Annotated in this window: 22 protein-coding genes and 2 tRNA genes; 18 read left to right on the top strand and 6 right to left on the bottom strand. The window is 61.1% G+C overall.

Annotation, left to right across the window (positions count from 1 at the left end; translation table 11 throughout):
* Nucleotides 1-113: 113 nt before the first annotated feature.
* From KI609_RS12675 to KI609_RS12610, 14 genes are all read left to right on the top strand, one after another.
* Nucleotides 114-1,334, top strand: coding sequence for an IscS subfamily cysteine desulfurase (locus tag KI609_RS12675; protein ID WP_226443727.1), 1,221 nt, complete (start codon nt 114-116; stop codon nt 1,332-1,334).
* A gap of 48 nt (nt 1,335-1,382) precedes the next feature.
* Nucleotides 1,383-1,784 (top strand): Fe-S cluster assembly scaffold IscU, encoded by a 402-nt coding sequence (iscU, locus tag KI609_RS12670; protein WP_226443725.1) that lies wholly within the window; start codon nt 1,383-1,385, stop codon nt 1,782-1,784.
* 29 nt (nt 1,785-1,813) lie between these two features.
* Nucleotides 1,814-2,137 (top strand): iron-sulfur cluster assembly protein IscA, encoded by a 324-nt coding sequence (gene iscA, locus KI609_RS12665; RefSeq protein WP_008904781.1) that lies wholly within the window; start codon nt 1,814-1,816, stop codon nt 2,135-2,137.
* 104 nt (nt 2,138-2,241) lie between these two features.
* The gene (gene hscB, locus KI609_RS12660) at nt 2,242-2,760 is read left to right on the top strand and encodes a Fe-S protein assembly co-chaperone HscB (RefSeq protein WP_226443723.1); all 519 of its coding nucleotides are present in this window, start codon (nt 2,242-2,244) and stop codon (nt 2,758-2,760) included.
* Nucleotides 2,761-2,838: 78 nt separating this feature from the next.
* Nucleotides 2,839-4,710, top strand: a complete 1,872-nt coding sequence (hscA, locus tag KI609_RS12655) for a Fe-S protein assembly chaperone HscA (RefSeq protein ID WP_226443721.1) — start codon at nt 2,839-2,841, stop codon at nt 4,708-4,710.
* A gap of 36 nt (nt 4,711-4,746) precedes the next feature.
* Nucleotides 4,747-5,085 carry an ISC system 2Fe-2S type ferredoxin gene (fdx, locus tag KI609_RS12650; protein ID WP_226443719.1) on the top strand — a complete coding sequence of 113 codons (339 nt, stop codon included), beginning with the start codon at nt 4,747-4,749 and terminating at the stop codon, nt 5,083-5,085.
* Nucleotides 5,085-5,798 (top strand): DNA polymerase III subunit epsilon, encoded by a 714-nt coding sequence (gene dnaQ, locus KI609_RS12645; protein WP_226443717.1) that lies wholly within the window; start codon nt 5,085-5,087, stop codon nt 5,796-5,798. The genes fdx and dnaQ overlap by 1 nt, the downstream gene beginning before the upstream one ends.
* 37 nt (nt 5,799-5,835) lie before the next feature.
* Nucleotides 5,836-5,910 (top strand) — tRNA-Val (locus KI609_RS12640).
* A 49-nt stretch (nt 5,911-5,959) separates the two neighbouring features.
* Nucleotides 5,960-6,034 (top strand) — tRNA-Val (locus KI609_RS12635).
* Nucleotides 6,035-6,271: 237 nt separating this feature from the next.
* Nucleotides 6,272-7,309: a histone deacetylase family protein gene (locus KI609_RS12630; protein ID WP_226450384.1), complete on the top strand. Its 1,038-nt coding sequence runs from the start codon at nt 6,272-6,274 to the stop codon at nt 7,307-7,309.
* Nucleotides 7,310-7,438: 129 nt separating this feature from the next.
* On the top strand, nt 7,439-8,536 hold the full coding sequence (locus KI609_RS12625) for an NAD(P)/FAD-dependent oxidoreductase (protein WP_226443715.1): 1,098 nt from the start codon (nt 7,439-7,441) through the stop codon (nt 8,534-8,536).
* Nucleotides 8,537-8,671: 135 nt separating this feature from the next.
* Complete coding sequence (locus KI609_RS12620) at nt 8,672-8,974, top strand: DUF883 family protein (protein WP_226443713.1); 303 nt, start codon at nt 8,672-8,674, stop codon at nt 8,972-8,974.
* 42 nt (nt 8,975-9,016) lie between these two features.
* Nucleotides 9,017-9,412, top strand: a complete 396-nt coding sequence (locus tag KI609_RS12615) for a phage holin family protein (protein ID WP_226443711.1) — start codon at nt 9,017-9,019, stop codon at nt 9,410-9,412.
* Between the two features lie 2 nt (nt 9,413-9,414).
* Nucleotides 9,415-9,771: a hypothetical protein gene (locus KI609_RS12610; RefSeq protein ID WP_226443709.1), complete on the top strand. Its 357-nt coding sequence runs from the start codon at nt 9,415-9,417 to the stop codon at nt 9,769-9,771.
* 145 nt (nt 9,772-9,916) lie between these two features.
* On the opposite strand, the gene KI609_RS12605 is transcribed toward KI609_RS12610, so the two are convergent.
* Nucleotides 9,917-10,969: a quinone-dependent dihydroorotate dehydrogenase gene (locus KI609_RS12605; protein ID WP_226443707.1), complete on the bottom strand. Its 1,053-nt coding sequence runs from the start codon at nt 10,967-10,969 to the stop codon at nt 9,917-9,919.
* Nucleotides 10,970-11,006: 37 nt separating this feature from the next.
* Between KI609_RS12605 and rpiA the strand changes: the two genes are divergently transcribed.
* Entirely contained in the window at nt 11,007-11,696 is a 690-nt protein-coding gene (gene rpiA / locus KI609_RS12600) for a ribose-5-phosphate isomerase RpiA (protein WP_226443705.1), read from the top strand.
* Nucleotides 11,697-11,838: 142 nt separating this feature from the next.
* Here the strand turns inward: rpiA and KI609_RS12595 are convergent, their stop codons facing one another.
* The 5 genes from KI609_RS12595 to KI609_RS12575 form a co-directional block, all read right to left on the bottom strand.
* Nucleotides 11,839-12,486, bottom strand: coding sequence for a glutaredoxin family protein (locus KI609_RS12595; RefSeq protein WP_226443702.1), 648 nt, complete (start codon nt 12,484-12,486; stop codon nt 11,839-11,841).
* Between the two features lie 79 nt (nt 12,487-12,565).
* A complete protein-coding gene (locus KI609_RS12590) occupies nt 12,566-14,611 on the bottom strand; it encodes a M3 family metallopeptidase (RefSeq protein ID WP_226443700.1) in 2,046 nt (681 codons plus the stop codon).
* A gap of 97 nt (nt 14,612-14,708) precedes the next feature.
* A complete protein-coding gene (gene folD / locus KI609_RS12585; RefSeq protein ID WP_226443698.1) occupies nt 14,709-15,563 on the bottom strand; it encodes a bifunctional methylenetetrahydrofolate dehydrogenase/methenyltetrahydrofolate cyclohydrolase FolD in 855 nt (284 codons plus the stop codon).
* 76 nt (nt 15,564-15,639) lie between these two features.
* Nucleotides 15,640-16,266, bottom strand: a complete 627-nt coding sequence (locus KI609_RS12580) for a response regulator transcription factor (RefSeq protein WP_226443696.1) — start codon at nt 16,264-16,266, stop codon at nt 15,640-15,642.
* The gene (locus KI609_RS12575; RefSeq protein WP_226443695.1) at nt 16,263-18,824 is read right to left on the bottom strand and encodes a PAS domain S-box protein; all 2,562 of its coding nucleotides are present in this window, start codon (nt 18,822-18,824) and stop codon (nt 16,263-16,265) included. Before KI609_RS12575 ends, KI609_RS12580 begins: the two co-directional genes overlap by 4 nt.
* Before the next feature lie 189 nt (nt 18,825-19,013).
* Between KI609_RS12575 and aceE the strand changes: the two genes are divergently transcribed.
* The 3 genes from aceE to lpdA are packed head-to-tail and all read left to right on the top strand — an operon-like array spanning nt 19,014 to nt 25,391.
* On the top strand, nt 19,014-21,734 hold the full coding sequence (aceE, locus tag KI609_RS12570) for a pyruvate dehydrogenase (acetyl-transferring), homodimeric type (protein WP_226443694.1): 2,721 nt from the start codon (nt 19,014-19,016) through the stop codon (nt 21,732-21,734).
* A 21-nt stretch (nt 21,735-21,755) separates the two neighbouring features.
* Entirely contained in the window at nt 21,756-23,504 is a 1,749-nt protein-coding gene (gene aceF / locus KI609_RS12565; protein WP_226443693.1) for a dihydrolipoyllysine-residue acetyltransferase, read from the top strand.
* Between the two features lie 15 nt (nt 23,505-23,519).
* The gene (lpdA, locus tag KI609_RS12560) at nt 23,520-25,391 is read left to right on the top strand and encodes a dihydrolipoyl dehydrogenase (RefSeq protein WP_226443692.1); all 1,872 of its coding nucleotides are present in this window, start codon (nt 23,520-23,522) and stop codon (nt 25,389-25,391) included.
* Nucleotides 25,392-25,449: the final 58 nt, after the last annotated feature.

Here is a 25,449-nt window from a genome sequence, read left to right as displayed (position 1 = left end):
CCTTACCCCTTACCCCTTACCCCTTACCCGTTACCCGTTACCCGTTACCCGTTACCCCTTACCCGTTTCTCTGCTTCTCTTTTTGCCAGCCAGAGACATTCACTGAGCCAGCCATGGACACGACCCCGCACTTTCCTATCTATCTCGACTATGGCGCCACCACACCGGTAGATCCCCGCGTGGTGGACGCCATGATTCCCTGGTTGCGCGAGCATTTCGGCAACCCCGCATCGCGCAGCCATGCGTGGGGCTGGGAGGCCGAAGAGGCTGTGGAAAAGGCGCGTGTGCAAGTGGCTGACCTGATCCATGCCGATCCGCGTGAGATCGTCTGGACCAGTGGCGCTACCGAATCCATCAATCTGGCGCTCAAGGGGGCCGCCCAGTTCTACAAAGGCAAGGGCAAACACCTCATCACGCTCAAAACCGAACACAAGGCGGTACTGGACACGATGCGTGAGCTGGAGCGCCAGGGGTTTGACGTGACCTATCTTGATGTCCAGGAAGACGGCCTGGTGAACATGGAGGCGCTGAAGGCTGCCATTCGCCCAGACACGATTCTGATCAGCATCCTGTTTGTGAACAATGAGATCGGTGTGATCCAGGACATTCCGGCCATTGGTGCGCTGTGCCGTGAAAAGGGCATTTTGCTGCACGTCGATGCGGCCCAGGCCACCGGTCGCGTGGCCATCGACATGGATGTTCTGCCCATCGATCTGATGAGCATGACGGCGCACAAGACCTATGGCCCCAAAGGTATAGGTGCTTTGTTCGTGCGCCGCAAGCCCCGGGTGCGCCTGGAAGCGCAGATGCATGGCGGGGGGCATGAGCGTGGCATGCGCTCTGGCACCTTGCCCACGCACCAGATCGTGGGTATGGGCGAGGCATTTCGCATCGCCAAGGAAGAAATGGCTGAGGGCAATGCCAAGGCGAAAGCTTTGCAACAGCGCCTGCTGGATGGCCTCAAGGACATCGAACAGGTGTTCATCAACGGCAGCATCGAGCACCGTGTGCCTCAAAACCTCAACATGAGCTTCAACTTCGTCGAAGGCGAGTCGCTCATCATGGGGATCAAGGGTTTGGCCGTGTCGTCGGGTTCAGCCTGCACGTCTGCGAGCCTGGAGCCCAGCTACGTGTTGCGCGCCCTGGGCCGTAGCGATGAATTGGCGCACAGCAGCCTGCGCATGACCATTGGCCGCTTCACGACTGAAGAAGAGATCGACTACGCCATCTCCACCATCCGCGAAAACGTGGCTCGTCTGCGCGAGTTGAGCCCGCTGTGGGAGATGTACAAGGATGGCATCGACATCAGCACCATCCAGTGGGCGGCGCACTGAATTCGCGAAGTTTTTTGCAGATTTCTGAAGATTTGAGAGGTACACATCATGGCTTACTCTGACAAAGTGGTTGACCACTACGAAAACCCCCGCAATGTCGGTTCCTTCGATAAAGGTGACGATTCGGTGGGCACCGGCATGGTGGGCGCTCCTGCCTGCGGCGACGTGATGAAGTTGCAGATCAAGGTCAATCCCGAAACCGGGGTGATCGAGGATGCGCGTTTCAAGACTTATGGGTGCGGCTCGGCCATTGCGTCATCGTCGCTCGTGACCGAATGGGTCAAGGGCAAGACACTCGACGAAGCAGCGGCGCTCAAGAACAGCGAAATCGCACAGGAACTGGCTCTGCCACCCGTCAAGATTCACTGCTCCATCCTGGCCGAAGATGCCATCAAGGCGGCTGTTCTGGACTACAAGACCAAACATTCGCTGGCCGCAACCGCTGCCTGAGCGGGTGGGCGAGCGACGGAGTGACTGATATGGCCATTACGCTGACAGAAGCCGCCGCCCGGCACGTGAACCGCTACCTTTCCCGCCGTGGGAAAGGGCTGGGTGTGCGTCTGGGTGTGAAAACCACCGGCTGTTCGGGGCTTGCCTACAAGCTCGAATATGTCGATGACAGTGAACCCGAAGACATCGTGTTTGAAAACCACGGAGTCAAGGTGCTGATTGACCCCAAGAGCCTTGCATACATCGATGGTACCGAGTTGGATTTTGTGCGTGAAGGCCTGAACGAGGGCTTCAAGTTCAATAACCCCAACGAACGTGACCGTTGTGGTTGTGGAGAAAGCTTCCGCGTCTGAGAGTACGCCTTTGGCTGCTGTACCGTTCAACCGCCATCGCGCTTCGTGCTGGCGGTTTTTTGTTGTACTGACCTGTTGCGATCTGAACCCATTTGGCTGTTGGCATGAACCTGCAATCTGACGACTTTGAACTCTTTGGCCTCGTGCAGCGTTTTGTGCAAGATCGGGCTGCGATTGATGCGCGCTGGAAAGAGCTGCAGCGCGGAGCCCACCCGGACAAATTTGCAGCCCAAGGTGCGGCGGCCCAGCGTGTGGCCATGCAATGGTCCGTGCGCATCAATGAGGCTTACCAGCGCCTGAAAGATCCGATGCGCCGCGCTGCGTACCTGTGCGAATTGCACGGAGCGCCCATTCGCGCGGAGGACAACACCGCCATGCCCGCCGCCTTCCTGATGCAGCAGATGGAATGGCGCGAAGCGCTGGAAGAAGCACAGGCTGACGATGCGCTGGATGCCCTGGAGGATGGTGTTGGCCAGGCCCGCCGCGAAGCGCTGGCGCAGTTAGAGCAGCTGATCGATCTGCAGCACGATTACGCGGGCGCTGCGCGCTGTGTCAGAGCCCTCATGTTCATTGCGCGATTTGCCGACGACATTGAACGTCGCCGGGAGCAACTGGGACAATAGCGCCGAGCGATTTTGTTTTTCCCTTTGGATGCCGGCTGTTGTGATGCCGTGCTCCACCACGTAGAGAACCCAATTTTCATGGCGCTTTTGCAGATTTCCGAACCCGGCCAGTCCCCCGACCCACACCAGCGGCGCATTGCCGTAGGTATTGACCTGGGCACCACCCATTCCCTGGTGGCCGCCGTGCGCAATGGTGTGTCCGAGTGCCTGCCAGATGCGAAGGGAAGGGTGCTGCTGCCCTCCGTGGTGCGCTACCTCGACAACGGTGGCCGGGAAATTGGTTACGACGCCGTTGCCTCCCAGCCTCTGGATGCCCGCAACACCATCGCGTCCGTGAAACGGTTCATGGGGCGTGGCCTCAAGGACGTGGCCGAGGCGGGCAAGCTGCCTTACGACTTTGTATCTGCCGGGGATGAGGGCGTGCAAGGCATGGTCAGCATCGCCACGGTGGATGGTGCCAAGTCGCCAGTGGAAGTCAGCGCCGAGATACTGGCAACGCTGCGTTATCGCGCCGAAGACACCTTCAATGATGACCTGTATGGCGCGGTGATCACCGTGCCGGCCTACTTTGATGATGCCCAGCGCCAGGCCACTAAAGACGCGGCCAAACTGGCCGGCATTCATTTGTTGCGCCTGATCAACGAACCCACTGCGGCCGCGATTGCCTACGGCCTCGACAACGCCAGTGAAGGCATTTATGCCGTGTATGACCTGGGTGGTGGCACGTTCGACATCTCCATTCTTCGCCTGACCCAGGGCGTGTTTGAAGTGATTGCCACGGGCGGTGATTCTGCGCTGGGTGGTGACGACTACGACGCGGCCTTGGCTGACTGGGTGTTGCAGCAACTGAACCTGCAGGTCAGCACGTCCACCGACAAGGTCTCTGTGCGCATGGCAGCCAGGGCCTGCAAAGAGGCTTTGACTGCTACTGATTCCGTAGCGTTTAGCGCTTATGTATCGGGCGCTAGCGTGCAATTTGATGTCAAGCGATCGGATTTTGATGCCATCACGGCTTCCCTGACCGATCGCTCGATGGCCGCAGTGCGCCGCGCATTGCACGATGCGCACCTCGCACGTGACGAAGTCAAAGGCGTAGTGATGGTGGGCGGCTCCACCCGCATGCCGCAGGTGCAGCGTGCGGTGGCTGATTTTTTTGGCACGGAGCCGTTGACCAATCTGAACCCGGACGAGGTCGTGGCGCTCGGCGCAGCCATCCAGGCCAACCAACTGGCTGGCAACAACACCGCTGGCGACCTTCTGTTGCTGGACGTGATTCCTCTGTCGCTGGGCATTGAGACCATGGGCGGGTTGGTGGAGCGCATCGTGGCGCGCAACGAGACCATTCCCACGGCCAAAGCCCAGGATTTCACGACGTACAAAGACGGGCAGACGGCGCTCGCCATCCACGTTGTGCAGGGCGAGCGTGACCTTGTCCAGGATTGCCGGAGCCTGGCGCGGTTTGAATTGCGTGGTATTCCGCCGATGGCGGCGGGCGCTGCGCGCATCCGCGTGACATTTACTGTCGATGCCGATGGCCTATTGAGCGTCAGTGCACGAGAGCAGGGCAGCGGCGTGGAGGCCCGCGTAGATGTCAAGCCATCTTATGGGTTATCGGACGACCAGATAGCCCGTATGCTGCAGGAGGGTTTTGCGACGGCCGCGCAGGACATGAAAGCGCGCGCCCTGGTGGAAGCTCGCGTCGATGCAGATCGCATGCTCATCGCTACGCAAAGCGCTCTGGCCGCCGATGGCGATGTGCTTTCAACCTCCGAACGTGCAGCCATTGATGCCCTGATGGTGTCACTGCGCCATCAGCGCGACAGCGAAGATGCCGCCGTTATCGAAGCCGCTACCCAGGCGCTTGCCAACGGCACCGAAGCCTTCGCCGCACAGCGCATGAACCGCGGCATCCACCAGGCGCTGGCGGGCAAAAATGTGCAGACCCTTTGACCAAGATCCCAGCGCGAACAAGAGCAAAGCCACCCCATGCCTGTCATCAAGATTCTTCCCCATCCCGAGTATTGCCCCCAGGGTGCTGAAATCACAGCCCCCGCTGGCACGTCGATCTGCGAAGCGCTGCTCGAGAATCACATCAACATAGAACATGCCTGCGACATGAGCTGTGCCTGCACCACCTGCCACGTGATCGTGCGGCAGGGGCTGAACTCGCTCAACGACGCGCAAGAAGAGGAAGAAGATCTGCTCGACCGCGCCTGGGGCCTGGAGCCACAGTCGCGCCTGTCGTGCCAGGCCATCTTGGCGCAGCAGGACCTGGTGGTGGAGATCCCCAAATACACCATCAACCACGCCAAGGAGAACCACTGATGTCGCGCCAGATTGTTCTGGATACGGAAACCACCGGCCTATCGGCTGACAGTGGTGACCGCATCATTGAACTCGGTTGTGTCGAGCTTCTGAATCGCAAACTCACCGGTAACAACCTGCACCTGTACTTCAACCCGGGTCGCAACAGCCATGAAGACGCTCTCAAGGTGCATGGCATCAGCAACGAGTTCCTGAAAGACAAGCCCAAATTTTCCGAAACAGTGGATGACATCCTTGAATACCTTCAGGGCGCCGAGATCATCATCCACAACGCAGCGTTCGACGTGGGTTTTCTGAACAAGGAGCTGGAGCTGATCGGACGCCCTGCGTTTGGCAGCTACGTAGCCGGTGTGACCGACACCCTGGCCATGGCCAAGGAGATGTACCCCGGCAAACGCAATTCGCTCGATGCACTGTGCGACCGGCTGGGGGTGGATAACTCTGGCCGCACATTGCATGGTGCCTTGCTTGATGCCGAACTGCTGGCTGATGTGTACATCAACCTCACGCGTGGGCAGGACGCATTACTAATTGGCGACGACACACACGACAGCACCAGCGGGCCCAAGGTAGCGGCGGTGGACTTGAGTGCGCTGGTCCTTCCGGTGTTGCGCGCCAGCGAATCCGAGCAAGCGGCGCATACCGATGTGCTCGCACAAATCGACAAGGCAAGTGGCGGCAAAACAATTTGGCGAACTGTCTTGGCAGCCTGAAAAGCTGTGCCATAATCGAAGGCTGTCACAGCGACGCGGGTGATTAGCTCAGCGGTAGAGCACTGCCTTCACACGGCAGGGGTCACATGTTCGATCCATGTATCACCCACCACGTTAGTGCAGACCTTTGCGTGATGTTTTTGATTCAAAAACAGCGCAATGGGTGATTAGCTCAGCGGTAGAGCACTGCCTTCACACGGCAGGGGTCACATGTTCGATCCATGTATCACCCACCAGTTTTAAAGCCTCTGCAGATTTTTAGTCTGCAGAGGCTTTTTTGCTTGTGGTGATCGTATGCGGCAGGTGTACGCCATCGTCAATGTGGATGGTCGTGTAGTGGTATCTGAGTCGGCTTTGCCCCCACTGAGAAAACAAGACAGCGAGCACCCCATCACAGCTGGGATCGCGGTGGCATGGGAGGCGCTACAGTGCAGAGTGGAACCACCACGCAATCACCTACCTTCTTGTTCCACATGATCGCTTTTCATAACCCTTTGCACCAAGGCCACGCGCCCGAACACGAGTTTTACCGTGGTGAGCGGGTGCCATGTTTCGAGACACCAGCGCGCTTGGACTATGTGGAAGAAGCGCTGCGCATGAGAAACCACCCCTTGCGGCCCCCAGATGTGGACAGCATGGAGGTGCTGGGTCAGGTCCATGCACCGCGCTACCTCGCCTTTTTGCAGACAGCCTGGCAGCAATGGCTGGCACTTGATCCGGCCAATGCACTGGTGCAGCCGTTTCCGTCGGTATGGCCGGTGCGCTCATTGCGCAGCGATGTCGAGCCAGACAATTTTGTGGCCCGGCTGGGTTTGTATTCGATGGACAACGGAACGCCGATGGCTGCCGGAACATGGGCGGCGGCCAAGGCGGGGGCGGATGCTGCTGCCAGCGCCGCCAATCTTGTTGCGCACGGGGCGTCGTCCGCGTTCTGCTGCACGCGTCCGCCGGGGCATCATGCAGGTTCCGATTTCATGGGCGGGTACTGCTTTCTGAACAATGCAGCCGTCGCCGCACAAACCCTGCTGGGGAATGGCGCTCAGCGGGTTGTGGTCTTGGATGTGGACTATCACCATGGCAACGGGACGCAGAGCATTTTTTATCGACGCGACGATGTGTTGTTCATCAGCATTCATGGCGACCCTCGCACCGAGTACCCTTTTTATCTGGGCCATGCAGACGAAACCGGCGAGGGACCAGGCGCAGGATTCAATCTGAACGTGCCGCTGCCAGCGGGCACAAGTGCGCAGACTTGGCGGGATGCGCTGGACACGGCTTGCCACCGTATCGCCGCTTACCGCGCTGATGGGCTTGTGGTGTCCCTGGGTCTCGACACTTTCGAGGGCGATCCGATTTCTCGTTTTTCGTTAGCGTCGTCTGATTTCACCCGTCTCGGCGAACGGCTCGCAAGGCTTGGGCTACCGACTGTGTTTGTGCTTGAAGGCGGTTACGCCGCTGCGGAACTGGGAACCAACGCTGTCAACGTGATTGACGGGTTTGAGCAAACTTAACAATGGTGAACTGCGCTGGAGTCGTTAAAGAGTGGGGCGACGTCGTGATTGCCTGCTGTACCGTTGTCTGCCGCAGCGTTGAAGCAGGCCGGACGATGTACCCCTCTGGATTTCAATGCGGAGGCTGAGATGACAGATGTGCTCGATTGTGTGGTGATTGGTGCAGGCGTGGTGGGCCTGGCCGTTGCACGGGCCTTGGCGCTACGTGGGCGCGATGTCATGGTGCTGGAGGCTGCGGGCGCTATTGGAACGGGCATTAGTTCGCGCAACAGCGAGGTGATTCACGCCGGGATTTACTACCCCCCGGGCTCGTTGAAAGCCCGTTTGTGTGTGCAAGGCAAGGAGTTGCTTTACGCCTATTGCGCGGAACGTGGCGTACCCCATCGCCGTTGCGGAAAATTGCTGGTGGCCACCTCGGCCACGCAGCTCGCCAGCCTGGAGTCCATCCAGCAGCGGGCTCGGGTCAATGGAGTGAACGATCTGCAGTGGCTCAGCCGCTCGGAGGTGCTGGCGCTGGAGCCCGCGCTCGAATGTGTCGGTGCGCTGTATTCACCCAGCACCGGTATTGTGGATAGCCACGCCTTGATGCTTGCGCTGCAAGGAGATCTGGAACACGCGGGTGGGATCGTGGCAATGAATTCGCCTCTAGCGCTTGCTGATATTTCGCCATTAGCTATAAAATTGGTAGCAAAAGATGGCACCCAAGTGCATGCAAGAACCGTAGTGAACGCGGCAGGGCTGCACGCTCCGATGCTGGCCGCGCATTTTGCTGGCCTGGACCCCGCGCATATTCCGGTGGCCCATTACGCCAAGGGCAGCTACTTCTCGCTGGTTGGCAAGGCACCCTTCAGTCACTTGATTTATCCGGTGCCTGAAGCGGCCGGCCTGGGGGTGCATCTGACACTCGACCTGGGAGGCCAGGCGAAATTCGGGCCTGATGTGCAATGGGTCGATTCAGCCGACGACTTGTTAGTCGATGCCACCCGCGGAGACGCGTTTTATGCAGAGGTGCGCAAGTACTGGCCGGCGCTGCGCGACGGAGCGCTGGCACCCGCTTATGCGGGCATACGCCCCAAAATCCATGGCCCAGAGGCGCCCGCCGCGGATTTTGTGATCCAGGGGCCGTTGGTCCACGGCGTGGCGGGTTTGGTGAATCTGTTTGGTATCGAGTCCCCTGGATTGACAAGTGCTCTGGCGATTGGCGAGCACGTGGCTGCACTTATTTGATTTTCAGCAAGTGATTTGCAATCCGCAACCGCTGTCGCCCTCGTCCTACGAGGGGTCTCTAACCATGTGGCTAAGATGGGCTCTAATATTGTTTCGTTAGCCACCGGTATTTTGTTGATCCACAGAAAGGCTTGTATGACGTCTCCAGAAATCACCACCACTCAAGGCGAACTTGAAAAACTGGTCTCCGACCTGCGAGGCCTGCTGTCCAACAAGGATCTGGATGCGGTGCCAGAAATCAAGCTGCTGCGCCAACGCCTTGACGACGGCATGCACAACGTTCGCGAATCGGCCGTCCGTGCCGCGCAAGATGCCGCCCGACAAGCCAAAGATGCGGCCTTGGCAGCTGATCGTTACGCCCACGACGAGCCATGGCGTGTGGCCGGTGCGGCTCTGGCGGTAGGCGCATTGGTCGGTTTTTTGCTCGCGCGCCGTTGATCTGCTTTTCGGGCGAATGACCGCAGCTCGAGGGCTCCACGCATGAACTGGTTTTCGTTATTGGGCCTTGAAGGGTTTGTCGCACGTTGGCGGGCCAACGTGATCGAGGCGGCCATCGCCGCCGAAGATCGGATGGACCTTGCAAGGCTCGAATGGCATGACCTCAAGCGCCGTTTGCAGCAGCTCCTGGTGTTGACGATTGTGGTGGGCGGGTTGACGGTGGTCGCTTTGACCATGCTGTCGCTCGCCGTGCTGGTGCATTTTTGGGATACCCCCCAGCGGGCGACGGTTGCCTGGCTGCTTGCGGGTGGGTGGACGATTGTCTGGGCGGCCTCGCTGGCTACGCTGGTAACAATCGGTCAACGCGCTGGTAGCGGTTTCGCGTTAACACGCCGCGAACTGGCGCATGACTGGCGCGATATCAAGGAGCGCTTGTGAGCATGTCCTCTTCAACGTCTTCAAAGCCCTCTGTCTTGTCGTCGGCGCCCCGGCCAGATCCGACATTGCTGGTGCAGCCCACCGCAGAACAACAACATCTGCTCGACCGTATAGCTTTGCAGCGTGAGCGCATCCATGCGCGTCGTGTGGCCCGTGCCCAATCCCAGGCGATCGCTCTCAACACCGAGCCCGCAATGGGCGGCGTGGATGAATCGTTCGCTCTGCGAGCTGCAGGGTTTGCACGCGAACATCCGTTGGCGGTCTTGGGTGTGGTGGGTATCGCTGCGGTGGCGGGCCCTCGCCGCCTTATTCGATGGGCGGGCGTGCTGCTGCCGATGGTGATGCGACTGCGTCGGTAAAACCCCAGTGTGCAGGCTTTGATTGGGTGACAGCAGGTGTACCAATGTCTGGCCTGGTAGTTCAAAAAAGCCACTGCTCATTGTGTGCAGTGGCCTTTTTCACGCAAGCGATCACCGATCACATCAACCCGCACACGGCGCAGGTTCAACCCATGGTCTTGATGGCCCTGGCCGCGTTGACGACGAGTTGTGGTCCTTCGTAGATAAGGCCGGTGTAAATCTGAACCACATCAGCACCAGCGCGTATCTTGCTCACGGCGTCGTCAACACCCATGATGCCGCCTACGCCAATGATGGGGAAACGGCTTCCCAATGCGGCGCGCAGCTGCCGGATCACCTGGTTGCTGGCCTCCAGCACCGGGGCTCCGCTGAGCCCTCCGGTTTCTTCGGCGTGGCGCATGCCTTGGACGGCGACACGGCTGATGGTGGTGTTGGTGGCAATCACGCCATCCATGCCGTGCTTTTTAAGCGTGTCTGCAATCACGGCGACCTGGGATTCGTCCAGATCAGGGGCGATCTTGACAAACACCGGCACACGTCGCCCGTGTCGTGATGCCAGCGTTTCCCGGCGCTCGGCAATGGCGCCGAGTAACGCGTCCAGCGCTGCGTCGCTTTGCAAGGCGCGTAGATTCTGTGTGTTGGGCGAACTGATATTCACTGTCACATAGTCTGCGTGGGGGTATACGCCTTCCAGGCAGATCAGGTAATCGCTGGTGGCATTTTCGATGGGGGTTGCAGCGTTTTTGCCGATGTTCAAGCCCAGCAGCAGGCGATTCTCCCCGGGCTGCGAGCGACACTGCGCCTGTTGCACGTTGCGTAAAAAAGCATCCAGGCCGTCATTGTTGAACCCAAGGCGGTTGATCAACGCGCGCGCTTCAGGCAGGCGAAACATGCGGGGCTTGGGATTGCCCGGCTGGGGTTTGGGTGTCACGGTGCCCACCTCGACAAACCCAAAACCCATGGCCGCGAGCGCGTCGATGCAACGGGCGTTCTTGTCCAGACCGGCTGCCATGCCCACGCGGTTGGGAAAACGCAGCCCCGCCAGTTCGATGGGGTCGTTCACCGTTTCATTGCACCATGCCCATTGCAAAGGTGTGCGCTGGCCGCGAGCCAGCATGTTCATGGTGAGTTCATGCGCGGCTTCGGCATCCATGCCAAAAAGAAGCGGGCGGGCGAGGGCGTAGGGTATGAGAGACATGGGGGGATAATTCAAGGATTACCCCTGATTTTCTCTCATGACGACCACTACTTCCCTTACTCAAGACGAACTCAAAACCCTGGTGGGCCAGGCCGCATTGCAATATGTGGTGCCTGGCGAAATTGTGGGGGTGGGCACCGGCTCTACCGTCAACAAATTCATCGATGCGCTGGCGAGCATCAAGGACCAGATCAAAGGTGCCGTATCAAGCTCTGTCGCAAGCACTGAGCGCCTGCAGGCGTTGGGCATTACGGTGTTTGACGCCAATGCGGTCGAGTCGCTGTCGGTGTACATCGACGGTGCCGATGAAATCGACGGGAAGGGCCACATGGTCAAGGGCGGCGGCGCGGCATTGACGCGAGAAAAAATCGTGGCTGCGCTGGCTCAGCGTTTTGTGTGCATTGCCGATGAGTCGAAGTTGGTGTCGGCGTTGGGGCGGTTCCCACTGCCCGTTGAAGTGATTCCGATTGCCGCCAACCATGTCGCTCGGCGTTTTGCCGCCATGGGTGCACAGGCTAACCTGCGTCTAGCCAATGGGTTGCCCATGGTGACGGACAACGGTCAGCACATTCTGGACGTGAAGGGCCTGACGATCGCGGATCCGCTGGCCTTCGAATCGGAAATCAACCAATGGCCCGGCGTGGTGACGGTGGGCGTATTCGCGCACCAGAAGGCGTCGGTGTGTCTATTGGGCACTGCGCAGGGTGTGAAGACACTGGTCTTTTGATTTGCAGATCTGCTGATCACCAATCACTCATCCGCGCAGCGCAAATCATCCACATCACCATAAAACAAGGGGCCAGACGGGCCCCTTGTTTTATGGTGGTGGCAGTCAACACGAGGCCCCCGGTGCCGACGTGTTGCCCCGGTTAGAACCGAATGCCCGCAGGGTTGCTCTGGGTGGGCCCGTCGGTGGGGGCTGCCGGCACGGGGCGCGTGGGTGCTGTAGCCTTGGGGGGCGTGGCAGCTGTGGGGGCCACAGGCTTGACGGCAACCAGCGGGGTGGCCGGAGGCTGGCGATAGCTGCTGGGCAGTTGGGATTGTTTTGGGTAACCCGCCGCGTCAATGTATTGTGACCATTCCACGTCGGAGTAGCCCGTCAGCTGCTGCCCGCCGATGGTGCCAAAAGGCAGGCTGGAGCTACCGCTCAGCCGCTCAAGCGCCGCAATGTCTTCGTTGGTGGCGACAGTGCGCTCGGTGAACGGAATCCCGCGTGCCGAAAGCATCGTGCGCACGCTGGAGCAGGGCGCGCAATCGCTGCCCGTGTAAATAGTGACAGGGAAGCGGCTGGCGATCTGCTTGAGCTCATAGGGCAGGGCGGCACCGTTGGATGCCGCAGCGTTGGCGCCGCCGGAGCGCGCAGCGGCAGGGGCTTGAGCGTCTGCGGGTGGACGGTCCGAGAACGTCACTTTGCCGTCGGGCCCGACGATACGATAAACGCCCTGTGCCTGGGCGCTGGTGCAAGCCAGCGTCATCAGCAACGACGCCAGAAGATGCGTGGACAAGGGTTTGGACATGGTCAGACTCCTAGGGCTTCAACAGTGGGTGGCCGTGCGCAAAAGTCGCGGCACATGGCGTCAGGGTGTCTTTGGGGTTTCAGGCGTGCAGATCTTTGGCCATGCCCTGGTGCCGCAACAAGGCGTCCAGTGTGGGCTCGCGGCCCCGGAAGGCCTTGAACGATTCCATGGCCGGGCGGCTGCCTCCGGCTTCCAGGATGGCTTCGCGATAGCGTCGGCCAGTTTCGGTGCTGGGCAAACCGTTGCTGCCTGCAGTCTCTTCGAAGGCGGCGTAGGCATCCGCACTCAGCACTTCGGCCCACTTGTAGCTGTAATAGCCCGCCGCATACCCGCCGGCAAAAATATGGCTGAACGTGTGCGCCGTCCGGCTGAAGGCCGGAGGGGGCAGTACGGACACCTCGCTGCGCACCTGCGCGAGCAGGGGCATGAAATCATCAGCAGGATCGTGCTCGGTGTGCAGCAGCATGTCGAACAGCGAGAACTCGATCTGGCGCAGTGTCTGCATGCCGCTTTGGAAATTCTTGGCGGCGATCATCTTGTCGAACAGCGCGCGCGGCAGTGGGGCGCCCGTTTCCACATGGGCGGTCATGTTCTCCAGCACGTCCCATTCCCAGCAGAAGTTTTCCATGAACTGGCTCGGCAGCTCGACCGCGTCCCATTCCACGCCGCCAATGCCGGAGACATCGCGCTCGTTCACCTGCGTAAGCATGTGGTGCAGGCCGTGCCCGAACTCGTGAAACAGCGTGATCACGTCGTCATGGGTCAGAAGGGGCGGTTTGCCGTCCACGCCGCCGGCAAAATTGCACACCAAGTGTGCCACTGGTGTTTGCAATACGCCGGTATCGGGGCGCTTCCAGCGGGTTCGGACGTCGTCCATCCAGGCGCCGCCACGTTTGCCGGTGCGCGCGGGTTGGTCGAGGTAGAACTGGCCCACCAGCGTGTCGCCGCGTTCAATGCGGTAGAACTCGACGGCGGGGTTCCATACAAGGGCGCTGTCGCGGCGGATGGAGACCTCAAACAGGGTCTCGATGATCTTGAAAAGGCCCGCCAACACCTTGGGCGCCGTGAAATACCGCTTGAGCTCCTGCTCGCTGAAAGCGTAGCGCGCCTCTTTGAGCTTTTCTGCGATGAAAGGCCAGTCCCAGGCCTGCGGATCATTCAGGCCCAGATGTTCGGCGGCAAATGCGCGCAGATCGGCGATGTCCTTTTCTGCATAGGGGCGGGCGCGATGGGCCAGGTCGCGCAAGAAGTGAATGACTTCTGCCGGCGATTTGGCCATCTTGGGAACGACCGATACCTCGCCAAAATTGGCATAGCCCAGCAACTGTGCTTCTTCACGACGCAGGGCGAGAATCTCACTAATGAGGGGGGTGTTGTCGAATTTCTTGCCTTCGCCTTCGGCCTGGTCAGAGGCTCGGGTGGCATACGCGCGGTACAGCTTTTCGCGCAGGTCGCTGCGGGTGGCGAACTGCATCACGGGCAGATAGCACGGCATCTTGAGCGTGAGTTTGTAGCCCGACTTGCCTTCGGCCTGCGCCGCCGCCAGTGCGGCTTGTTGCACGTCGGCCGGCACGCCATCGAGCTCTTCGGCGCTGGCGTAGTACGCGTAGGCATCGGTGGCGTCCAGTGCGTTTTCGCTGAACTTCTGGCTCAACTCGGCCTGTTTCTCCTGGATTTGGGCAAACCGTTCTTTCGCCGTGCCTGTCAACTCGGCGCCGCTGAGCACGAAGTTGCGCACTGCATTCAGATGGGCCTGGCGTTGTTCGGAGGTCAGCGAGGCCGGGTCGATGGCCTTGTATTTGGCGTACAGGCGTTCGTCGGCGCCCAGGCGCGTCCAGAACTCCGTGACGCGGGGCAGGGCTGCGTTATAGGCAGCACGCAGTTCGGGTGTGTCTGCCACGCTGTTCAAGTGGCTCACGGCGCCCCATGCGCGGCCCAGTTCTTCGGTGGCAACGTCCAGAACCTTGGCGATTTCATCCCAGCGCGCAGGGAACGAGGCCGCCGTGACAGTCTCCAGCGCCTGGCTGGCGCGCTCAAGGAGCACGTCCATGGCGGGCGCGACGTTCTCAGGCGTAATGCGATCAAACGCGGGAAGGTCGGTGAAGTCGAGAAGGGGGTTGCTCATGCGAAATTAGATGGCACCAGATGGCGCAGGTTCAAGTTGCAAAGCGGCTGGCATCGGTTTGGGGCGCACGGGCGGCACGGTCAAAAGAACCCCAGCCTCAGCGTGCTGCCGTGCGTTCGGCGGCCTCGAGGGTGTTCACCAGCAGCATGGTAATCGTCATGGGGCCCACCCCGCCCGGAACGGGGGTGATCCAGCCCGCCACCTCTTTGACGCCGTCAAAATCCACGTCGCCGCACAGTTTGCCTTCGTCGTTGCGGTTCATGCCCACGTCAATGACCACCGCACCGGGTTTGACCATGTCGGCGGTCAGTACATTGCGTTTGCCCACGGCGGCCACGATCACGTCGGCCTGCAGCGTCTGTGCCTTGAGGTTGTGTGTGGCGCTGTGGCAGATGGTGACGGTGGCATTTTTGCCCAGCAGCATCAGCGCCATGGGCTTGCCCACGATATTGCTGCGCCCGATGACCACCGCGTGCTTGCCTTTGAGGTCGTAGCCGATGCTCTCGAGCATCTTCATGCAGCCGTAGGGCGTGCAGGGCCAGAACCCGGGCATGCCGGTCATCAGGGCGCCTGCGCTGGCGATGTGAAAGCCGTCCACGTCCTTGGCGGGCGAGATGGCCTCGATCACCTTCTGGGCATCGATGTGCTGGGGCAGCGGGAGTTGCACCAGGATGCCGTGGATGGACGGGTCGTTGTTGAGCGCCTCCACACGGGCCAGCAGCGCGGCCTCGGTCATGTCGGCCTCGTATTTTTCAAGCACCGAATGCAGGCCGCTGTCTTCGCAGGCCTTGACCTTGTTGCGCACGTAGACCTGGCTGGCAGGGCTATCGCCCACAAGAATGACCGCCAGCCCCGGCGTGGTGCCGCGAGCCTTGAGGGCGGCGGCCCGCCGCGTGACTTCGGCACGCAGTTGGCGGGAAAGGGCGTTGCCGTCGATGAGTTGCGCTGTCATGGGAAAATATCAGTCTAATTGGCCTCTAGCGCTTGCTGAATAAGCGCTACCAGCTATCAAAAGGTGAGTAATTGAATTACGCTTTGGGTGCGTTCTGACCGAGGGCGATCTTGAGCAGGTCGGCCACGGTGTTGGCATTGAGCTTTTCCATGATGTTGGCGCGGTGCGCCTCCACGGTTTTGATGCTGATACCCAGGTCGTCAGCGATCTGTTTGTTCAGACGGCCCGCCACGATGCGTTCAAGCACCTGGGCTTCACGGCTGGTGAGCTTGGAGAGCAGTGCATCGCGGCTGGCGGCCTGCTGAGAGCCAGTGAAGGCCTCGCGCGCGCGGTCGAGCATGCGCTCGACAAGGCCAACCAGTTCTTCTTCGTCAAAAGGCTTCTGGATAAAGTCCAGCGCGCCTTTTTTCATGGTGTTCACCGCCATCGGCACATCGCCATGGCCGGTGATGAAGACGATAGGCAGCGGCGATTTGCGCTCGATCAGGCGGTCTTGCAGCTCCAGCCCCGTCATGCCGCCCATGCGGATGTCCACGATCAGGCAGGCCACTTCGCGGGGGTCGTAGCGCGAGAGAAATGTTTCGGCCGAATCAAAGCAACGCACCCGGTAGTCCTTGCCTTCGAGCAGCCACTGCAGGGAATCGCGAACTGCCTCGTCATCGTCTACGACGTAAACAGTGCCTTTTTTCGGAATCAAGCTCATGCAATTGTCCTTGGATTTTGTACGTTTGCTACAGAATTTGTAGTGCCATCAGCAGGCTTGGCGAGCGGCAACCAGAAGGAGAACCTGCAGCCTGTGACCTCTGAACCATTGTAGAGGTTCTCCGCATGCATCCTGCCCTGGTGCGACTCGACAATGCTGCGGCACAGGTTCAAGCCCATGCCCATGCCCTCTTGCTTGGTCGAGAAGAAGGCTTCAAAGAGCCGCTCCAGCACTTCGGGCGCCAGGCCTTTGCCTGTGTCCTGCACCGAAAACTCCACCACCTGGCGGTCATCGATCTGCTTGGGCCCCACGCGCAGCTCCACGCTGCGGTTGGGGGCGGGCCGGCCAGCGTTTTCAATGGCCTCCGCGCCGTTTTTCATGAGGTTCACCAGCACCTGTTCGATCAGGATGGTGTCGGCCATCACGGGCGGCATGCGGGCTGCTACATAATGGGTAAGGCGCACGTTGTGGCGGCGCAGCTCGATGTCGGCCAGTTCGACCGCTTCGTCCACCATCGAATGCACGTCCGACAGCGTGCGGTTGGGTTCGCTCTTTTTCACAAAGGAGCGAATCCGTTGAATGATCTGGCCCGCGCGTTGCGCCTGGTGGGCCGTTTTTTGCAGCGCCGTGAGCAAGGCTTCTTCGGTGAGTTGCCCGCTCTGGATGCGTGACACCATGCCGCTGCAGTAGTTGTTGATGGCGGTGAGCGGCTGGTTCAACTCGTGGGCCACGCTGGATGCCATCTCGCCCATGGTGATGAGGCGGCTGACCGACTGGGCGCGTTCGGCTTGCCGCTTTGCCTGTTCTTCGGCAAGCCGCCGCGGGGTGATGTCGGTGGCAATCACCATTTGAGCCAGTCGCCCGTCTACCCAGTTGAGATACCGGGACCGCACTTCGAGCCACTTGCCCAGGTCGGGCAGGTAAATCTCGGCGTTTTCGCTGCGGGCGCTGGTGAGCGAGTCGGTGGGCAAGCCCATCAGGCCGTCTTCGTCGTCCATGCCACTGGGGTCTTTGCCCGCCACCGGAACCACCCCGGCCTGCGCCACGAGTTGCAGGTGGCCGCCCGTTTGCGAGCCAAACCACTGGCGGTACAGCTTGTTGGCAAACAGCAGTTCTTCGCTGCCCAGGGGCGCCACCGATACCGAGGCATCCAGCGACTCGAGCACGATGGTGAAGCGCTCATGAGACGCCGACAATTGCTCGCGGATGCGGTTGGGCTCGGTGATATCGGTCATCGACGTCATCCAGCCCGTTTGTTTGCCGTGGCCGTCAATGAGCGGCGACACATACAGCCGCGCGTCAAACAGCGTGCCGCTCTTGCGTTTGACGCGTACCTGAAAGCCGCCTGCAACGGTGTTGCCATGCAGCTCATCGCGCAGCTTGGCCTGCAGGGCATCGTGGTCGGTGTCGGGCCAATACGGGAAGGGGGCCTTCAGCCCGATCAGCTCCTCGGCGCTCCAGCCGGTCATCTGGCAAAACGCCGCGTTCACGTAGCTGATGCGGCCCGTCATGTCGAGCGCCCGCATCCCGGTCAGGATGGAGTTTTCCATGGCGCGGCGAAAATTGGTTTCGGCGACCAGGGCCTCTTGCGTGCGCATGCGCCGGCGCGTGTGCCGCCAGGTGGCGATCAGCATCCAGGCCGTCATGGCGCTCAGGGTGCCCACCAGCCAGAACAGGCCGCTGCCCACCACGCCCAGCGAGGTGCGATACGCCTGGGCCCTGATGATCAACCCGTTGCCCACTGGCGAGACAGGCACCTCATATTCGTTGGCGCGAGCGCGCCACGGCAGCAGTTCGGTGGCCTTGTTGCGGGGCGCCAGCGGCGTGCCAGCCAACACTTCGTTCTTGCTGTCTAGCAGCGTCACCGCATAGCGCGCCAACACTTCGGTGGGCGTGCCATAACGCAGCAGGCTGTCGATGGAGTATTCGCCCAGCACCACGCCCGCGAACTTGCCCTGGTTGTTGAGTGGCACCTGCAGTTGCAGCAGCGGGGTGGCATCGCCCACGGCCAGCGCTGGCTGTGCATACACCGGCTGCTGCAGGTCACGCGCCAGGCCAAAGGTGTCTGCGGTTTCGCCGGGCTTGAGCACTTCGCCGGCAATGCGCAATTCGCTGCTGGCCAAGGTGGGGGCCGCCTGGCTGGCCCGGATGCGGCGGCGCTCGTCGATCCAGGTGATGGCCTGCAGCTCGGGGTATTGGCTGATCAGGGCTTCCGAGCGGCTGACGAAGTCGGCACGGCCCATGTCCTGGTTGGACAGGTCGCGCGCAATGCGCATCAATTGCTCTTGCCGCTCCAGCAGACGCAGGCGCACCCGCTGCTGTGCATATTCCACATCGCGCCGCAGGGCTTCCTGTTCGCGTTCGGCCTCTTCTGCGCGCAAATACCAGAACGCCGCCACGATAGCGGCCAGAAACATCAGTACGGCTGCCAACGGTGCAAGGGCCGCAAATCGGTCTTGCCTGGTGGGCGACAGTCCGCGCCACCATTTGCGCCACCAGCGCAGCGGCGCAGGCGTGATGGACGCTGGAGCAGGGGCTTTAGACGGTGTCGATTCCATGCTGTGAGTGTAGGGGAGCCTATGGCGTTGTGATGGCGTCGTTGTGGCGCTGTGATGGCACGCCTGGTTATGTGCATTTGCAGCAAAATATTGCATTATGAAATCAAGAAGCACAATTTGAAATCATAAAAAATTATGCGAAACTAGAGCCAACGTACTAAATTGCTGCCACACCTACAGGAGACAAACATGTCAGCTCAGCCCGACCCGCAAACCGGATTTGGCATCGGCACCGATGCCGATCAGCAGGAAACCCGCGAATGGATGGACGCCCTGTCCGCCGTGATCGACAAGGAAGGCCCTGAACGCGCGCATTTCCTGCTGGAGCAGTTGATCGAGCATGCGCGCCAGAACAGCATTGACATGCCCTTCTCGGCCAACACGGGCTACGTCAACACGCTGGAGCCTGAGCAGGAGGCCCATTGCCCCGGCAACATCCAGATCGAAAAACGCTTGCGCGCGTATATGCGCTGGAACGCCATGGCCATGGTGGTGCGCGCCAATCGCTTGCACCCTGCGGACGGCGGCGATCTGGGCGGCCACATCGGCTCGTTTGCTTCGGTGGCCAGCATGTTTGGTGCGGGCTTCAACCATTTCTGGCACGCCGAGAGCGAGAACCATGGCGGTGATCTGCTCTACATCCAGGGCCACAGCGCACCCGGCATTTATGCCCGTGCGTACCTGGAAGGGCGGCTGACGGAAGAGCAGCTGGACAGCTTCCGCCAGGAAGTCGATGGCAAGGGCCTGTCGAGCTACCCACACCCCAAACTCATGCCCGAGTTCTGGCAGTTCCCCACCGTGTCGATGGGTCTGGGCCCGCTGATGGCGATCTATCAGGCGCGTTTCCTCAAATACCTGCATGCCCGTGGCATTGCCAACACCGAGAACCGCAAGGTCTGGGTGTTCTGCGGCGACGGTGAAATGGACGAGCCCGAATCGCTCGGTGCCATCGGCCTGGCCGCGCGCGAGAACCTCGACAACCTGATCTTCGTGGTGAACTGCAACCTGCAGCGCCTGGACGGCCCGGTGCGTGGCAACGGCAAGATCGTGCAGGAGCTCGAAAGCGAGTTCCGTGGCAGCGGCTGGAACGTCATCAAGCTCTTGTGGGGCAACGGCTGGGATGCACTGCTGGCCCGCGACAAGACCGGCAAGCTGCGCCAGTTGATGATGGAAACCCTGGACGGTGACTACCAGGCGTTCAAGGCCAACGACGGCGCCTTTGTGCGCAAGAACTTCTTTGGCAAATATCCAGAAACCCTCAAGCTCGTCGAACACATGACCGACGAAGAGGTGTTCGAGCTGCGCCGTGGCGGCCATGAGCCTGCGAAGGTCTACGCCGCATTTCACGCCGCCAACGAGCACAAGGGCCAGCCCACCGTGCTGCTGGTCAAGACCATCAAGGGCTATGGCATGGGCAAGGCCGGTGAAGGCAAAAACACCGTGCACCAGACCAAGAAGCTCTCGGACGAAGACATCAAGTACATCCGCGACCGCTTCAACATCCCGATCCCCGACAGCGAGCTGGCCAGCATCCCTTACTACAAGCCCGCTGAAGACACACCCGAAATGCGCTACCTGCAAGAGCGCCGCAAAGCGCTGGGTGGTTACCTGCCACACCGCCGTCCCAAGGCGGACGAGCACTTCACGGTGCCCGCGCTCGACACCTTCAAGGCCATCCTTGAGCCCACGGCTGAAGGCCGCGAGATCAGCACCACGCAAGCTTTTGTGCGTTTTGTCACCCAACTGCTGCGCGACCAGGCCCTGGGCCCGCGCGTGGTGCCTATCGTGGTGGATGAGGCCCGCACTTTCGGCATGGAAGGGCTGTTCCGCCAGATCGGCATCTACAACCCCAAGGGCCAGCTCTACACTCCGGTCGATCGCGACCAGGTGATGTATTACAAGGAAGACAAGGCCGGCCAGGTCTTGCAGGAAGGCATCAACGAAGCCGGCGGCATGGCCAGCTGGATCGCTGCCGCCACCAGCTACAGCACGAACAACCGCATCATGGTGCCGTTCTACGTGTACTACTCGATGTTCGGCTTTCAGCGCATTGGCGACCTAGCCTGGGCTGCGGGCGACATGCAGGCGCGCGGCTTCCTGCTGGGCGGCACGTCAGGCCGCACCACGCTCAACGGCGAAGGCCTGCAGCATGAAGACGGTCACAGCCACATCCTGGCGGGCACCATCCCCAACTGCGTGAGCTACGACCCCACCTTTGCCCACGAGATCGGCGTGATCATGCAGCACGGCTTGAAGCGCATGGTCGAGCAGCAAGAGAACGTGTATTACTACATCACGCTGCTCAACGAGAACTACGCCATGCCCGGTTTGCAGACCGGTACCGAAGAGCAAATCATCAAAGGCATGTACCTGTGCAAGCCCGGCGCTGAAAGCACAGCCAACGACGCGCGGCGCGTGCAGCTGCTGGGTTCGGGCACGATCCTGCGTGAGTCGCTCGAAGCCCAAAAGCTGCTGGCCGCCGACTGGGGCGTGCAGGCCGATGTGTGGAGCTGCCCAAGCTTCAACGAACTCACCCGCGAAGGCCAGGACGCCGACCGCTGGAACCTGCTGCACCCGCTGGACACGCCCCGTGTGCCGTTCGTCTCTCAACAACTGTCCAAGAGCGCAGGGCCCGTGGTGGCATCCACCGACTACATGAAGGCGTTTGCCGAGCAGATTCGCCCCTTCATCCCGAAGGGCCGCAACTACAAGGTGCTGGGCACCGACGGTTTTGGCCGCAGCGACTTCCGCAGCAAGCTGCGCGAGCATTTCGAGATCAACCGCCACTACATCGTGGTGGCCGCGCTCAAGGCGCTCAGCGAAGACGGCGTGGTGCCTGCCACCAAGGTGGCCGAGGCCATCCAGAAGTACGGCATCAATGCCGACAAGATCAACCCGCTGTACGCGTAACCCACCACACCGGAGACAGACATGGCATTGGTAGATATCCAGGTCCCGGACATCGGGGATTTTGACGAAGTGGGCGTGATCGAGTTGCTGGTGAAACCGGGCGACACGGTCAAGGCCGAACAATCGCTGCTCACGGTGGAGTCGGACAAGGCGTCGATGGAAATCCCGTCGAGCCACGCCGGCACCGTGAAAGAAGTGAAGGTGGCGTTGGGCGACAAAATCAAGCAAGGCACGGTCATCGTGGTGCTTGAAGTCGCTGACGCGGCCGCTGCAAGTGCAAGTGCAGGAGCCAGTGCTTCAACAGGTTTTGAGCAAAAAACGGCTCCAGCGCCCGCCGCACCTGCGCAAGCAGCTACTAAAACAGAAGCAAGCACCGCCGCGGTGCCAGCGCCTACAGCCGCCGCCCCCGCCGCCACGCCCTCAGGCCCCGTCGAAGTGCGTGTGCCCGACATCGGTGATTTCAAGGACGTGGCCGTCATTGAAATGCTGGTGAAGGTGGGCGACACCGTCAAGCTCGAGCAATCGCTGTTCACGGTCGAATCCGACAAAGCCTCGATGGAAATCCCGTCGCCGGTGGCGGGTGTGATCAAGGAACTCAAGATCAAGATCGGCGACACCGTCAACATCGGTGACCTGATGGCCATCATGGAAGGCAGCGCTGCTGCAGCGCCTGCTCCTGCAGCCGCCGCAGCGTCCACACCATCGGCATCGGCACAGGCTTCTTCCCCTGCGCCTTCACCCGCTGCACAAGCCGTCGCTTCACTTGCTGCGGCACCCGCCGCCGCTGCGGTGGACGTGCCCGCGCACCAGCCCGGCACCCTGGTCACGGGTCTGCCACACGCATCGCCTTCGGTGCGCAAGTTCGCCCGCGAACTCGGTGTGCCGATCGACGAGGTCAAGGGCTCGGGCCCCAAGGGCCGCATCACGCAGGACGACGTCCAGGCCTTCACCAAGCAGGTCATGTCAGGCAGCGTGCAGACCAAGGCCCAAGCGGCCAAGGCGCCTGCTGCTGCCGCAGGTGGTGGCACGGGCGTGGGGCTGGATCTGTTGCCCTGGCCCAAGGTGGACTTCGCCAAGTTCGGCGCCATCGAGCGCAAAGACCTCTCGCGCATCAAGAAAATCAGCGGCGCCAACCTGCACCGCAACTGGGTGATGATTCCCCACGTCACCAACAACGACGAAGCCGACATCACCGAGCTTGAAGCCTTCCGCGTCTCGACCAACAAAGAGAACGAGAAGTCGGGCGTGAAGGTGACCATGCTCGCCTTTGTCATCAAGGCCGTGGTGGCCGCGCTCAAGAAGTTTCCCGACTTCAATGCCAGCCTGGACGGCGATGCGCTGGTGTACAAGCAGTATTTCAACGTCGGTTTTGCAGCCGATACCCCCAATGGCTTGGTCGTGCCCGTTCTCAAGGATGCCGACAAAAAGGGCATCTTGCAGATCAGCCAGGAGATGGGCGAATTGGCCAAAAAGGCCCGCGACGGCAAGCTCGGCTCGGCCGACATGCAGGGCGGCTGCATGTCGATCAGCTCGCTCGGTGGCATTGGTGGCACCCACTTCACGCCCATCATCAACGCGCCCGAGGTGGCCATCCTGGGCCTGTCCAAAGGCCAGATGAAACCCGTGTGGGATGGCAAGCAGTTTGTGCCGCGCCTGGTGCTGCCGCTGTCGCTGTCGTATGACCACCGCGTGATCGACGGCGCCAGCGCCGCGCGTTTCAACGCCTATCTGGGTCAGGTGCTGGCGGACTATCGCCGCATCCTGCTGTAACGAGGAGAGCCCGGTATGGCAATCATTGACATCAAAGTGCCCGACATCGGCGATTTCGCCGAAGTGGCCATCATCGAGGTGCTGGTAAAGCCCGGCGACACCATCAAGGCCGAGCAAAGCCTGGTCACCGTGGAGTCCGACAAGGCCTCCATGGAGATCCCCTCCAGCCACGCTGGTGTGGTCAAGGAATTGAAGGTCAAGCTCGGCGACAAGATCGCCGAAGGCTCGGTGGTGCTGACGCTGGAGGTGGAGGGTGCTGGCGCTGCGGCGACCCCGGCGGCCCAGGCTCCGGCTTCTGCGGTGACGACTGCTGAGCCAAAACAGGCGTCAGCGCAGGTGCCACAAGCGCAGGTGCCACAAGCGCAAGCAGCTATCAATCCAGTAGCATCCAGCTTTGCTGGTACGGCGGATCTGGACTGCGACGTGCTCGTGCTCGGCGGCGGCCCCGGCGGCTACAGCGCCGCCTTCCGCGCCGCCGACCTCGGTCTCAAGGTGGTCATCGTCGAGCGCTACGCCACCCTGGGCGGCGTGTGCCTGAACGTGGGATGCATCCCCTCCAAGGCACTGCTGCACGTGGCGGCGGTCATTGACGAAGTCAGCCACCTGAAAGCTGCCGGCATCGAATTCGGCGCACCGCAGGTCAACGTTGACACGCTGCGCGGCCACAAGGAAAAGGTCATCGGCAAGCTCACCGGCGGCCTGGCCGCCATGGCCAAGATGCGCCAGGTGACCACCGTGCGCGGCTACGGGGCCTTTGTGGGCGCCAACCATGTCGAGGTGGAAGAAACCACCGGCACCGGCCAGGAGAAGACAGGCACCAAGAAGGTCATCGCCTTCAAGAAAGCCATCATCGCCGCCGGTAGCCAGGCCGTGCGCCTGCCGTTCATGCCCGACGATCCACGTGTGGTCGATTCCACCGGTGCACTGGAGCTGAAAGAAGTGCCCAAACGCATGCTCATCCTGGGTGGCGGCATCATCGGCCTTGAAATGGGCACCGTGTACAGCACCCTGGGCGCACGCCTGGATGTGGTGGAGATGATGGACGGCCTGATGCAGGGCGCCGACCGCGACCTCGTCAAGATCTGGCAGAAGATGAACGCCAAGCGCTTCGACAACATCATGTTGAAGACGAAAACCGTCGGTGCCAAGGCCACGCCCGAAGGCATCGAGGTGACGTTTGCCTCAGCGGAAGAGGGCGGCACCGCCCCAGCGCCGCAGGTGTACGACCTGGTCCTGCAGGCCGTGGGCCGCACCCCCAACGGCAAGAAGATCGCCGCTGAAAAGGCTGGCGTGGCCGTCACGGACCGTGGCTTCATCAACGTCGATATCCAGATGCGCACCAACGTGCCGCACATCTTCGCCATCGGCGACATCGTGGGCCAGCCTATGCTGGCGCACAAGGCGGTGCATGAGGCGCACGTGGCGGCAGAAGTCATCGCGGGTGAACTGCAAGGCAACAAGGAACTGGCATCCGCCGCCTTCAACGCCCGCGTGATTCCCTCCGTGGCCTACACCGACCCTGAAGTGGCATGGGTCGGTCTCACCGAAGACCAGGCCAAGGCCCAAGGCATCAAGGTCAAGAAGGGCCTGTTCCCCTGGACGGCTTCGGGCCGCGCCATCGCCAACGGCCGCGACGAAGGCGTCACCAAGCTGCTGTTCGATGATTCACCCGAGGCCCACGGCCACGGCAAGATTCTGGGCGGCGGCATGGTCGGCACCCATGCGGGCGACATGATTGGCGAGATCGCGCTGGCTATTGAGATGGGTGCAGACGCTGTGGACATTGGCAAGACCATCCACCCGCATCCCACGCTGGGCGAGAGCATTGGCATGGCGGCTGAGATTGCGCACGGCAGTTGCACCGACGTGCCACCACAAAAGAAGTAGCAACGCCTTTTGCACTTGTGCATCCCAAAGCCCGCGCGGGAAACCGCGCGGGCTTTTT

This window comes from Acidovorax radicis, from assembly GCF_020510705.1.
Lineage (GTDB): Bacteria > Pseudomonadota > Gammaproteobacteria > Burkholderiales > Burkholderiaceae_C > Acidovorax > Acidovorax radicis_A.
Note: the sequence above shows the minus strand (reverse complement) of the source record. Positions and strands in the feature narration are given on the sequence as shown.